Raw genomic sequence first — 12,749 nt, 5'->3', positions numbered from 1 at the left:
GCTAGCCGGTTACATCCGGTTATCATTCTCAACATATTTTTCGCTTGAGTTTCTTCCTGCCGTAATGATAATCACTATCAATGCAATTTACCTTTCTTTGCAACCATTGACGGTGCATAACACAAAGGCGGTTCTATGTTTGTCCCATTCCTTATTATGTTGCGTGAAGGCCTGGAAGCGGCGCTGATTGTAAGCCTGATTGCCAGTTATCTTAAACGCACCCAACGCGGACGCTGGATCAGCGTGATGTGGATCGGCGTGTTTCTCGCCGCCGCGCTCTGTCTGGGCCTTGGCATCGCCATTAATGAAACCACCGGCGAGTTCCCGCAAAGAGAGCAGGAGCTGTTTGAGGGAATTGTCGCAGCGATTGCGGTGGTGATCCTCACCTGGATGGTGTTCTGGATGCGCCGCGTGTCGCGCAACGTCAAAGTGCAGCTGGAGCAGGCCGTCGATACCGCGCTGGCGCGCAGCAATAACCACGGCTGGGCACTGATCCTGATGGTCTTCTTCGCCGTCGCCCGTGAAGGGCTGGAGTCGGTCTTCTTCCTGCTGGCGGCGTTTCAACAAGATGTCGGCATCTGGCCGCCGCTCGGTGCCGTGCTTGGCCTTGCCACCGCCGTGGTGCTCGGGTTTCTGCTCTACTGGGGCGGCGTGCGCCTCAATCTCGGCGCGTTTTTCAAATGGACCAGCCTGTTTATTCTTTTCGTTGCCGCCGGGCTTGCTGCGGGCGCAATCCGCGCTTTCCACGAGGCGGGTTTGTGGAACCACTTCCAGGATGTGGCCTTTGATTTAAGTAACGTGCTGACCACCCATTCGCTGACCGGCACGCTGCTGGAGGGTATTTTTGGTTACCAGGAGACGCCAAGCGTCAGCGAAGTGGCAGTCTACTTCCTCTATTTGATCCCGGCGCTGGTGCTGTTTGTCATGCCGCCGCGCGCCGGTGCGCAGCCCTCCCGCGCTGCGCCGTAAGCCTCTATAACGATTCTTAGTTACAACACACTTATTAAAGGGAAGGGTCATGGCAATTCTTTTTCGACGTAGCGCAGTACAACTCGGGGTCGCCGCGCTGATGGCGTGCGCGTTTGGGGCACAGGCAGCGGATGTGCCGCAGGTAAAAGTGACGGTGACGGATAAGCAGTGCGAACCGATGAACCTGACGGTCAACTCCGGCAAAACGCAGTTTGTTATCCTCAACCACAGCCAGAAAGCGCTGGAGTGGGAGATCCTTAAAGGCGTGATGGTAGTTGAAGAGCGCGAAAACATCGCGCCGGGCTTCAGCCAGAAGCTTACCGCCAATCTTCAGCCGGGCGAATATGAGATGACCTGCGGCCTGTTAACCAACCCGAAAGGGAAATTAGTGGTCAAAGGTGAAGCGACGGCTGACGCGGCGAAGGGGGATGCACTGCTGAGCCTTGGCGAAGCGATCACCGCCTATAAAGCCTATGTCGTTGGCGAAACCACGCAGCTGGTCTCCGGCACCAAAGCCTTTGCCGATGCGGTGAAAGCGGGCGATATCGAAAAAGCGAAAGCGCTCTACGCGCCGACGCGCCAGCACTACGAGCGCATTGAGCCGATTGCTGAGCTCTTCTCCGATCTCGATGGCAGCATTGATGCCCGTGAAGATGATTACGAGCAGAAAGCCGCCGACCCGAAATTCACCGGTTTCCACCGCCTTGAGAAGGCGCTGTTTGGCGACAACAGCGTCAAAGACATGGCTAGCTATGCCGATAAGCTCAATCACGATGTGCTTGAACTGCAAACCCGCATCAATGAGCTGGCTTTCCCGCCGTCAAAAGTGGTGGGCGGCGCAGCCGGGCTGATTGAAGAGGTGGCAGCGAGCAAAATCAGCGGTGAAGAGGATCGTTACAGCCATACCGACCTGTGGGATTTCCAAGCCAATATCGAAGGCGCGCAGAAGATTGTCGACCTGCTGCGCCCGCAGCTGCAAAAAGAGAACAGCGCGCTGCTTGCGAAAGTGGACGCTAACTTCAAGAAAGTGAATACCATTTTAGCGAAGTACCGCACCAAAACGGGCTTTGAGACCTATGACAAGCTGACCGATGCCGATCGTAATGCGCTGAAGGGGCCAATCACCACCCTGGCAGAAGATCTGGCGCAGCTGCGCGGCGTACTTGGACTGGATTAATAATGAAGCAGCATGAAGAAAACGACGTTAGCGAACCTTCGCGGCGCCGGTTGTTAAAAGGGATGGGCGCGCTGGGTGGCGCGCTTGCTCTCGCCGGCGGTTGTCCGGTCGCGCATGCGGCAAAACCGCAAAGCGCGCCGGGAACGCTCTCGCCCGACTCGCGTATGGAAAAGCAGCCGTTTTACGGCGATCACCAGGCGGGCATCTTAACGCCGCAGCAGGCCTCGATGATGCTGGTGGCATTTGATGTGCTGGCGGCGGATAAAGCGGATCTTATCCGCCTGTTTCGCCTGCTCACCGATCGTATTGCTTTCCTGACGGCGGGCGGCCCGGCGCCGGAGACACCAAACCCGCGACTGCCGCCGATGGATTCCGGTATTCTCGGGCCGTTTATCGCGCCGGATAACCTGACCATGACGGTCTCTGTCGGGTCTGCGCTGTTTGATGAACGATTCGGTCTTGCGGCGCAGAAACCGAAGAAGCTGCAAAAGATGATGCGTTTTCCTAACGACTCGCTTGATGCCGCGCTCTGTCATGGCGATCTGCTACTGCAGATCTGCGCGAATACGCAGGACACGGTGATCCACGCCTTGCGCGATGTGATCAAGCACACGCCGGATCTGCTCAGCGTGCGCTGGAAGCGGGAAGGGTTTATCTCCGACCACGCCGCGCGCAGCCGCGGGAAAGAGACGCCGGTAAACCTGCTCGGCTTTAAAGATGGCACCGCGAACCCCGACAGCAGCAATGCGCCGCTGATGGATAAGATTGTCTGGGTGACCGGCGATCAGGGAGAGCCAGCATGGGCAGTAGGCGGCAGCTATCAGGCGGTGCGCATTATCCAGTTCCACGTTGAGTTCTGGGATCGCACGCCGCTGAAAGAGCAGCAGACTATTTTCGGGCGCGATAAACAGAGCGGCGCGCCGCTCGGCATGCAGCATGAGCACGATGTGCCTGATTACGCCAGCGATCCCGAGGGCAAGGTTATCGCCCTCGACAGTCATATCCGCCTGGCGAACCCGCGGACGAAAGAGACGCAGGCGAACCTGATGATGCGCCGGGGCTACAGCTACTCCCTCGGCGTCACCAACGCTGGCCAGCTCGATATGGGCTTGCTGTTTGTCTGTTATCAGCACGATCTGGAGAAAGGCTTCCTGACCGTGCAAAAAAGGCTGAATGGCGAAGCGCTGGAGGAGTATATCCGGCCCATCGGCGGCGGTTTCTTCTTCGCGTTACCCGGCGTGAAGTCAACCCAGAGCTATCTTGCCCAGTCTCTGCTCGAAGCGTGAAGATCCTATCCTGCCCGTCCGGGCAGGATATTCTGTTATCTGTAGCAATTTGACATACTTTTTCTGCCATCCACGCATAATTTTAATGTATTACAAAGTATCTGTTATATTTCTGTAATATTCATCGAAGAGACTCTGTGAAACGACGCAGGGTGCGTAGCTGTTAATGTTTAGTAAAAACATTGTTGCATTGATGCTACGCTTTAGATGAGCAGTTCATTCGGTTATCCCTGCGGTGATGAAGTCTTCTGGAGATCGCGGATGGTAAAGTGCTGTAGTGGACAGACAAAACGACCTCGCAAAATCCGGCCCGGGGAGCACACCTCCGGCAACGACTTTTTCACCCCTGATTTCTCCTCCTCCTATTTTTTAACTCCTTCTGACGATGTGGCAGACGGTTTTGCTGTTCGTTGCGCCATGTCATTTTCAAAGGCAAGCCATGGCTTACAAGGAAGCCAACCCTCAGACGTTCGTGCGCATAATCGCGTCGATTTCGATGCGTGTGATGTAAACCAACAACTCAAGGTGCTATCCATGGGAAGACAGAAAGCAGTGATCAAAGCTCGTCGTGAAGCGAAACGCGTGCTGAGACGTGATTCACGTAGCCATAAACAGCGTGAAGAAGAGTCGGTCACCTCGCTTGTGCAGATGAGTGGTGTAGAAGCAATTGGCATGGCGCGGGATTGCCGTGATAACTCTCCGATTGCTGCCCGCAATGAGGCTCAGGCGCATTATTTACATGCGATTGAGACTAAGCAGTTGATTTTCGCCACTGGCGAAGCGGGTTGTGGGAAAACGTGGATTAGCGCGGCGAAAGCTGCAGAGGCTCTGATCCATAAGGATGTGGAGCGGATTATCGTGACCCGGCCGGTCCTGCAAGCTGATGAAGATCTCGGCTTCTTACCCGGCGATATCTCGGAGAAGTTCGCACCCTATTTCCGGCCCGTCTATGACGTGCTGTTGAAACGTCTTGGTGCGTCCTTTATGCAATACTGCCTGCGCCCGGAAATTGGCAAGGTGGAGATCGCGCCGTTCGCCTATATGCGCGGACGTACGTTTGAAAATGCGGTGGTCATTCTTGACGAGGCCCAGAACGTCACCGCTGCGCAAATGAAGATGTTTTTGACGCGCCTCGGGGAAAACGTGACCGTGATTGTTAACGGCGATATCACCCAGTGCGATCTGCCCTCCGGTGTTAAATCGGGGCTGAGCGATGCACTGGCACGTTTTGAAGAGGACGAGATGATTGGTGTGGTGCGCTTTAATAAAGACGACTGCGTACGCTCCGCCCTCTGCCAGCGCACGTTGAAAGCCTACGATTAAACGGCGCGCAAGATACAGTTAGCGTTAAAACCCGGGAAACCGGGTTTTATTTTTTGTGGGGAAGGGAAGGCGTAACCACGTACGGCTGATCAGGCGCAGCGTGTAGGCCTGATAAGACGTAGCCGCCATCAGGCAATTGGACATGGCACGATGTTGGCATGGTGAAATGTTTGGTGATGCGCGGAGTGAGATCTGCGCGTAGGCCTGATAAGGCGTAGCCGCCATCAGGCACTGGCTCCAGTGCCGATGCGTTCACCGGGGGGGATTGACTCGCTTCGCTCGCCCTTCGGGCAGCTGACTCGCAGGCTCGTCATCTGTCCAACGTGCTGTCGCCCGTTGTCGAACCCCGGTCGGGGGTTCTCATCCCCCCTGGCGCGGAGATACATGCGAAAAAAAAGCCCGCATTTTCATGCGAGCTCTTCTTCAAATAATGGCGGTGAGGGGGGGATTCGAACCCCCGATACGTTGCCGTATACACACTTTCCAGGCGTGCTCCTTCAGCCACTCGGACACCTCACCACATTGTATTGCCACCCGCCATACAGGAGGGCAACGGGGCGCTACTATAGGGAGTTGCGCTGAAGCGGTCAAGCAGATTTTCAGCCATGATGATTGTTCGCTTAAGGTGTGAGCAACGGCGTGGATTGGTGGCGGAAATGCCGGGATTTGCAGGGATAAAAATGCCGGATGGCGCTCACGCTTATCCGGCCTACGGAGCAGAGCAGGTTTGATGGTTGAGGAGGCACAATCACGTAGGCCTGATAAGGCGTAGCCGCCATCAGGCATTTAGACATGGCACGGTGTTGGCATTTTGAAATGTTTGGTGATGCAAGAGGGAGATCTGCGCGTAGGCCTGATAAGGCGCAGCCGCCATCAGGCACTGGCTCCGATGCCGACGCGTGCACCGGGGGGGATTGACTCGCTTCGCTCGCCCTGCGGGCAGCCCACTCGCTGTGCTCGTGGTCTGTCCAACGTGCTGTCGCCCGTTGTCGAACCCCGGTCAGGGATTCTCATCCCCCCTGGCGCGGAGGTACATGCGAAAAAAAAGCCCGCATTTTCATGCGAGCTCTTCTTCGAATAATGGCGGTGAGGGGGGGATTGACTCGCTTCGCTCGCCCTGCGGGCAGCCCACTCACTGCGTTCGTGGTCTGTCCAATGTGCTGTCGCCCGTTGTCGAACCCCGGTCGGGGATTCTCATCCCCCCTGTTCGGGGAATATAAAAGAAAAAAGCCCGTACTTTCGTACAGGCTCTCATCTTAAATAATGGCGGTGAGGGGGGGATTCGAACCCCCGATACGTTGCCGTATACACACTTTCCAGGCGTGCTCCTTCAGCCACTCGGACACCTCACCACATTGTTGTCCCGATGTCGTCGGGACGGGCGCTAATGTAGGGAAAACCCGTAGGCGCGTCAATCTTCTTTTGCAATAAATTAGTGCGTTTAGACAAACTTCAAACAACCTGCTTCTTAAACGTTCTGAAAACGCTTTTTTTCTCGCCTTGGCACTTAAGCCACGCGCTGGAGAGGATATTTGTTATGCTTATCAGCCGCATAAAAATGCCTCACCCACAACAAGACTGGAGCGCCGATGGAGATCCTCTTTTATCACCCCTCATTCGATAACGCCTTTTGGGTGAACGCCCTGCGAGAAGCACTGCCGGATGCCAATATCCGTGTCTGGACGCCGGGCGATAATGCCCCCGCTGATTACGCGCTGGTCTGGCATCCGCCCGTGGAGATGCTTGAAGGGCGGAAACTAAAGGCGGTGTTTGCCCTCGGCGCAGGCGTCGATGCGATTCTCGGACAACTTAAGGCGCATCCGCAGATGCTCGACGCCGCAGTGCCGCTGTTTCGCCTTGAAGACACCGGCATGGCGCAGCAGATGCAGGAGTATGCCGTAAGCCAGCTGCTGCACTGGTTCCGCCGCTTTGATGATTACCAGGCGCTAAAAGGCGAGGCGAAGTGGCAACCCCTTGAGGAGTATGCGCATAAGGATTTTACCGTCGGCATTCTTGGCGCCGGGGTGCTGGGCGCAAAAGTCGCCGAAGCGCTCCGACCGTGGGGATTCCCGCTGCGCTGCTGGAGCCGCAGCCGAAAAGATCTGCCAGGCGTCACCAGTTTTGCCGGCGCGCAAGAGCTTGGGGATTTCCTGCACGGTACGCGAGTATTGATCAACCTACTGCCGAACACGCCGGAGACCACAGGCATTATCAATCATGCCTTACTGGCGCAACTGGAAGAGGGGAGTTATCTGCTCAACCTCGCGCGCGGCGTGCATCTTGTGGAAGCGGATCTTTTGCAGGCGCTTGAGAGCGGCAAAGTGAAGGGCGCGATGCTGGATGTATTCCGTGAAGAGCCATTGCCTGCGGATAACCCGCTGTGGGCGCACCCGCGCGTCGCCATTACGCCGCATATTGCCGCCGTGACCCGTCCCCATGAAGCGATTGATTATATCTGCCACACCATTCGCCAGCTTGAGCGCGGCGAGGCGGTGAGCGGTCGCGTTGACCGGGCGCGAGGATATTGAGAGAGGCCCGGCCGCGCCGGGTTTTCATTAAACTGCATAACAATAGCTGCTATTCTTGCGCAATTGACTACAGGAGTGAGCCATGTACCCCGTTGACCTGCATATGCACACCGTCGCCAGCACCCACGCTTATAGCACGCTGCATGACTATATTGCCGAAGCGAAACGCAAAGGCATTAAGCTCTTCGCCATTACCGATCATGGCCCTGACATGGCCGATGCCCCTCACCACTGGCACTTTATCAATATGCGTATCTGGCCGCGGCTGGTCGACGGCGTCGGCATTCTGCGCGGTATCGAAGCCAATATTAAAAACCGTGCGGGCGAAATCGACTGCACCGGGCCGATGGTTGATGCGCTTGATCTGATCGTGGCCGGTTTTCATGAGCCGGTGTTCCCGCCGCAGGATAAAGCCAGCCATACCGAGGCGATGATCGCCACCATTGCCAGCGGTAATGTGCATATCATTAGCCACCCTGGTAACCCCAAGTTTGAGATTGATATTCCGGCGGTGGCCGCCGCGGCCGCGAAGTATGATGTGGCGCTGGAGATTAACAACTCCTCCTTTATCCATTCGCGCAAGGGCAGTGAAGCGAATTGCCGCGCCATTGCCGCTGCCGTGCGTGACGCGGGCGGCTGGGTGGCGCTCGGTTCCGACTCGCATACCGCCTTTACGCTGGGCGACTTCACGGAGTGCCGCAAAGTGCTGGATGAGGTCGGCTTCCCGGAGGATCGCATCCTGAACGTATCACCGCGCCGCATGCTGAGCTTCCTTGAGTCACGCGGCATGGCGCCGATTGATGAATTTGCTGAACTTTAAATACTGACTGGAACTACTGAATGAACGAATTTTCTATTCTCTGCCGCGTGTTGGGCTCGCTCTTTTACCGCCAGCCGCAGGATCCGTTGCTGGTGCCGCTCTACACGATGATCCGCGAAGGAAAGCTGGCAGAGAGCTGGCCGCTTGAGCAGGATGCGCTATTGGAGCGTCTGCAAAAAAGCTGCGATGCCCAGACGCTGGCTGCCGATTACAACGCGCTGTTTGTCGGCGATGAGTGTCGCGTCTCGCCGCTGCGCAGTGCATGGGTTGAAGGGGCGAGCGAAGCGGAGGTGCGCGAGTTTTTATCCAGCCGCGGCATGCCGCTGAGCGCTGCGCCGGCCGATCATATTGGTACGCTCCTGCTGGCAGCCTCTTGGCTGGAAGATCAGTCAGCGGAAGATGAGAGCGAAGCGCTGGAAACCCTCTTCGCGGAGTACCTGCTGCCGTGGTGCGGCACCTTCTTTGGCAAAGTGGAAGCCCACGCTACGACGCCGTTCTGGCGCACGCTGGCCGAGCTCTCCCGCGATGCGATTGCCGCTATGTGGGAAGAGCTTCAGGAAGAGTCAGAGAACGAAGAGTGATTTGAGTCACAAATAATTTGCAACGATGAGTTCGTTGTTTAAATTTATGTGGTGAATGTCACTTTGCAGCGGCGCGCATCTGCTATGATGCGCGCCATGAACAGACTCTTCGCACTCGCATTGACGACAGGTATCCTCTCCGGGCTCTGGGGCTGGGTTGCCGTCGCTTCAGGACTTTTAAGCTGGGCGGGTTTTCTCGGCTGTACGGCCTATTTCGCCTGCCCGCAGGGTGGGCTGAAGGGGCTTGCGATCTCTGCCTGCACGGTAATGAGTGGTGTCATCTGGGCGCTGGTGATTATGTACGGTAGCGCACTGGCTCCCCATCTTGAGATTGTGGGCTACCTGATGACCGGTATCGTGGCTTTTCTGATGTGTCTGCAGGCTAAAAACCTGCTGCTCTCTTTTGTTCCCGGCACCTTTATTGGCGCCTGCGCCACCTTTGCCGGGCAGGGCGACTGGAGAGTGGTACTCCCTTCGCTGGCGGTAGGATTGCTGTTTGGCTATGCCATGAAAAATAGCGGTCTGTGGCTCGCCTCCCGGAGTCGTTCATCCCGCGCGGCGGCAGTGAAAAAAGCGTAATTAGCCGTTCGCTTTCCCTCTCTTTCAGACAATATTTCCTGCCGGTTCGCTTGCGGCGCCACCATTTCCGTTGCGCCAGGATACACTTAGTGCATGTTCTCGGTTTTGCACCGACAAGGGAGCCATAATGGAATCACGTATGCAGGTTATTCAGGGGGATATTACAACCCTTGAGGTGGATGTTATTGTCAACGCCGCCAACGCGTCTTTACTCGGCGGCGGCGGGGTTGATGGCGCGATTCATCGCGCAGCCGGTCCGGCGCTGCTTGAAGCGTGCAAACAGGTTCGCCAGCAGCAGGGCGAGTGCCCGCCGGGCCATGCGGTAATTACCGCCGCTGGTAACCTTAACGCTAAAGCGGTGATCCACGCGGTCGGCCCCGTCTGGCGCGGCGGGAATGATAACGAAGCCCATCTGCTCGAAGATGCCTATCGCAACAGCCTGAAGCTGGCAGATGCGAACGGCTACGCCTCTATTGCTTTTCCTGCTATCAGCACCGGCGTGTACGGTTACCCGAAAGCGGCCGCGGCGGAGATCGCCATCAACACCGTTTCGGATTATCTAACCCGCTATTCTCTGTTACGGCAGATATACTTTGTCTGCTATGACGATGAAACTCTGCGACTCTATCAACGCCTACTCACCCAACACGGTGCCGACCCTGCACGCTGATTCCCGGCTTGGGCGCGCCGTTGCACCCGTTTGTGAGGCGCACCCCGGTCTTTGCGGTCTGCATATTCTCGATGACAGTATGGACGCTTTTGTCGCCCGCTACCGGTTAGCGGAGCTGGCGGAGCGCACGCTCGATGTGCAGTACTACATCTGGGAAGATGACACCTCCGGCCGCTTGTTGATGCTGGCGCTGCTTGCCGCCGCCGATCGCGGCGTTAAGGTGCGTCTGCTGCTGGATGATAACAACACGCTCGGTATGGATGGCGTACTGCGCCAGCTCGATAACCATCCCAATATCGAGGTGCGGCTGTTTAACCCTTTCTCCTTTCGCTCCCTGCGTGCGCTCGGCTATTTAACGGATTTCGCGCGCCTTAACCGGCGGATGCACAATAAAAGTTTCACCGTTGATGGCGTGGTGACGCTGGTCGGCGGGCGCAATATTGGCGATGCCTATTTCGGCATTGGCGAAGAGCCGCTGTTTACCGATCTCGACGTAATGGCGGTCGGCCCGGTGGTGAAGGAGGTGGAGCGGGATTTCTTGCGCTACTGGAACTCGGCCTCGGTCTCGTCACTGCGCAGCGTACTCTCGCTGTCGCCGGAGGAGATTGCCGAACGCATTCGTCTGCCGGAGAGCTGGCGGGAAGATATCACCGCCGTGCGCTACCAGGAGAGACTCGCTTCTACGCATTTCGCCGCGCACCTTGAAAACGGCACGCTGCCGCTATTGTGGGCGAAAACGCGTCTGCTGAGCGACGACCCGCGTAAAGGGGAGGGCAAAGCGCGCGAGCACACGTTATTGCCGCAGCGACTGCTCAATGTGATGGGTAAACCGGACCGGCAGATTGATATTATCTCGGCCTATTTTGTGCCTGGGCGCGCGGGCGTTGCGCTGCTGCTACAGCTGGCGCGTAAAGGGGTGAAGATCGCCATTTTGACCAACTCCCTTGCCGCCAACGATGTCACGGTGGTGCACGCAGGCTATGCGCGCTGGCGCAAAAAGCTGCTGCGCCACGGCATTGAGCTTTATGAACTGAAACCAACGCGCGGGGAAGCCCCCATTCACCCGGTGCATGACCGTGGTTTAACCGGTAACTCCGGCTCCAGCCTGCATGCGAAAACCTTCAGTATCGACGGTGAAAAGGTCTTTATCGGCTCGTTTAATTTCGACCCGCGATCCGCGGTGCTGAATACCGAGATGGGCTTTGTCATTGATAGTGAAACGCTGGCAAAGCAGATCCACCACCGTTTTCTGCGCAGCCAGAAAGATATCACCTGGCAACTACGCCTTGACCGCTTTGGTCGTATCAACTGGATTGAACAGCAGGATGGCGAGGAGATTGTGCTGAAAAAGGAGCCGCATACCCGTCTGTGGCAGCGCATTCTGGTGCGCATGGTCTACTGGCTGCCGGTGGAGTGGCTGCTCTGAGGTCAGAGCAGCCAGCCGTTTTACCCGGCCTGCACCGGTGATTTCGCGGTCTTCTCCTGCGGCTTACCGGAGAAGAGGAAGCGCAGCAGCGGAATGCGCAGGTGGATCTCATACAGCACGATGGCAATGCCGATCACAAACACCAATCCGGTGAAAAAGCCCACCACGTTCGACTGAATATGCGGCGTAATCCATGCGCCGAACAGCAGCGTCAACGGGTGATGCACCAGGTAGATAAAGAGCGAAGCGTTAACAAAGTAGCTGACGCGGGCAGACTGGAAATTGAGCAGCCGGTGGCCAAGCGAGAAGACCACATTCACCATCCAGAAGCCCATCAGCATGGTGATTACTGCTTCTGTTTCATACATCCACCCCTCACCGCTGCCGTAGCGCTGATTGAGCAGGTAGGCGATAAAGGCCAGCGCCGACCCCACCATGCACCAGGGCGATGGCGTAACAAACAGGCTTTTCAGACGCGGGCTGATAAAGGTCAGGGCGCCAAGCAGGAAGAAGGGGATATAAAACAGCGTCTGCATAACGGTGAAATTAAACAGCGCGTCGCGCAATATTTCCGGATAGAAGAGGAAAACGCCGCGACGAAATGCCGCCCAGGCGATGCCCAATAGCAGAAACCAGACAGAAAGCTTGCCGAGAGAAATGTCGTTAAGCAGGCGATCGGCGTTGTTTTTGATGGCGCGGAATAACCACAAGCTGATCGTCGTTAATATAACGAGCACCAGCAGGAACCATAAATGGGAGATCAATTCCCATGACAGCGTATTGAATTTGTCATAAGTAGACAGGGTGTGCCAGTTAGCGGTGTTCTCCTTAACATGTTGCAACATAATAAATTGCGGCAACGTCAGCAGTGGAATAGCCGTCAACATGGGAATGCCTACGCGCTCAACGCGCACTTTCCACCAGCGTTTAAGCGGGTAGCGCAGGTAGAGCATATAGGAGAAGTAACCCGAAATGACGAAAAAGACCTGCATGCGAAAGGCGTGAATGAAGTCGTTAAACAGCGTCAGCCACCATGACGGGTAGGTGCTGTTGACATGCCACATATGGCTCGAGTAAATGAGGGAAATGTGGAACGGGATCCCAAGCAGCATTAACCACGCGCGGATGGAATCAAGGAAATATTCACGTTGTGCGGGGGATTTAGACATATATCTCCGTGCATTCTCAGACTTTTCGTCTTATCCATAAGACAAATAATGATTACATTCCAAACCAACCCTACACTATGTCAGATAACCTGTCTCCAGGATAAGACTGCAAAAGGAAATGGGGGGCCGGATGCATTTGTTTAATCAATGAACGGTACCTGAGAACAAAGCAGGGATTCGGTTGTCGGATTGCCAGAGTTTCCATTAAAATGGATCGGATC

General features: G+C 56.2%; 11 protein-coding genes, 2 tRNA genes and 1 other RNA gene. 10 read left to right on the top strand and 4 right to left on the bottom strand.

The window, feature by feature from the left end; translation table 11 throughout:
- Nucleotides 1-135: 135 nt before the first annotated feature.
- The 4 genes from efeU to phoH all read left to right on the top strand — a co-directional run bounded on the left by efeU (nt 136) and on the right by phoH (nt 4,755).
- Nucleotides 136-969, top strand: coding sequence for an iron uptake transporter permease EfeU (efeU, locus tag SOM48_RS02585; protein ID WP_042713521.1), 834 nt, complete (start codon nt 136-138; stop codon nt 967-969).
- A 49-nt stretch (nt 970-1,018) separates the two neighbouring features.
- Nucleotides 1,019-2,146, top strand: a complete 1,128-nt coding sequence (efeO, locus tag SOM48_RS02580; RefSeq protein ID WP_320511376.1) for an iron uptake system protein EfeO — start codon at nt 1,019-1,021, stop codon at nt 2,144-2,146.
- A 2-nt stretch (nt 2,147-2,148) separates the two neighbouring features.
- Nucleotides 2,149-3,432 (top strand): iron uptake transporter deferrochelatase/peroxidase subunit, encoded by a 1,284-nt coding sequence (gene efeB, locus SOM48_RS02575; RefSeq protein ID WP_320511375.1) that lies wholly within the window; start codon nt 2,149-2,151, stop codon nt 3,430-3,432.
- Nucleotides 3,433-3,966: 534 nt separating this feature from the next.
- Nucleotides 3,967-4,755 (top strand): phosphate starvation-inducible protein PhoH, encoded by a 789-nt coding sequence (gene phoH, locus SOM48_RS02570; protein WP_023481530.1) that lies wholly within the window; start codon nt 3,967-3,969, stop codon nt 4,753-4,755.
- 431 nt (nt 4,756-5,186) lie between these two features.
- On the opposite strand, the gene SOM48_RS02565 is transcribed toward phoH, so the two are convergent.
- From SOM48_RS02565 to SOM48_RS02555, 3 genes are all read right to left on the bottom strand, one after another.
- Nucleotides 5,187-5,274, bottom strand: a tRNA-Ser gene (locus tag SOM48_RS02565).
- 562 nt (nt 5,275-5,836) lie between these two features.
- Nucleotides 5,837-5,974: non-coding RNA, RtT sRNA (locus SOM48_RS02560), on the bottom strand.
- A 45-nt stretch (nt 5,975-6,019) separates the two neighbouring features.
- Nucleotides 6,020-6,107 (bottom strand) — tRNA-Ser (locus tag SOM48_RS02555).
- A gap of 237 nt (nt 6,108-6,344) precedes the next feature.
- Between SOM48_RS02555 and ghrA the strand changes: the two genes are divergently transcribed.
- The 6 genes from ghrA (at nt 6,345) to SOM48_RS02525 (ending at nt 11,359) form a co-directional block, all read left to right on the top strand.
- Complete coding sequence (ghrA, locus tag SOM48_RS02550) at nt 6,345-7,283, top strand: glyoxylate/hydroxypyruvate reductase GhrA (protein ID WP_320511374.1); 939 nt, start codon at nt 6,345-6,347, stop codon at nt 7,281-7,283.
- An 82-nt stretch (nt 7,284-7,365) separates the two neighbouring features.
- Entirely contained in the window at nt 7,366-8,103 is a 738-nt protein-coding gene (locus SOM48_RS02545; RefSeq protein ID WP_076769667.1) for a phosphatase, read from the top strand.
- 20 nt (nt 8,104-8,123) lie between these two features.
- Nucleotides 8,124-8,684: a TorD/DmsD family molecular chaperone gene (locus SOM48_RS02540; protein ID WP_054803140.1), complete on the top strand. Its 561-nt coding sequence runs from the start codon at nt 8,124-8,126 to the stop codon at nt 8,682-8,684.
- 96 nt (nt 8,685-8,780) lie between these two features.
- Nucleotides 8,781-9,263 (top strand): DUF1097 domain-containing protein, encoded by a 483-nt coding sequence (locus SOM48_RS02535; protein WP_320511373.1) that lies wholly within the window; start codon nt 8,781-8,783, stop codon nt 9,261-9,263.
- Between the two features lie 127 nt (nt 9,264-9,390).
- Nucleotides 9,391-9,933 (top strand): O-acetyl-ADP-ribose deacetylase, encoded by a 543-nt coding sequence (ymdB, locus tag SOM48_RS02530; RefSeq protein ID WP_023481602.1) that lies wholly within the window; start codon nt 9,391-9,393, stop codon nt 9,931-9,933.
- Nucleotides 9,866-11,359 (top strand): phospholipase D family protein, encoded by a 1,494-nt coding sequence (locus tag SOM48_RS02525; RefSeq protein WP_369811747.1) that lies wholly within the window; start codon nt 9,866-9,868, stop codon nt 11,357-11,359. The genes ymdB and SOM48_RS02525 overlap by 68 nt, the downstream gene beginning before the upstream one ends.
- Nucleotides 11,360-11,379: 20 nt before the next feature.
- Here the strand turns inward: SOM48_RS02525 and mdoC are convergent, their stop codons facing one another.
- Entirely contained in the window at nt 11,380-12,528 is a 1,149-nt protein-coding gene (mdoC, locus tag SOM48_RS02520) for a glucans biosynthesis protein MdoC (protein ID WP_128483211.1), read from the bottom strand.
- Nucleotides 12,529-12,749: the final 221 nt, after the last annotated feature.

It is taken from the genome of Kosakonia sp. CFBP8986 (genome assembly GCF_034044935.1).
Taxonomy (GTDB): Bacteria; Pseudomonadota; Gammaproteobacteria; order Enterobacterales; family Enterobacteriaceae; genus Kosakonia; species Kosakonia cowanii.
This window is presented reverse-complemented; position numbering and strand designations above follow the sequence as displayed.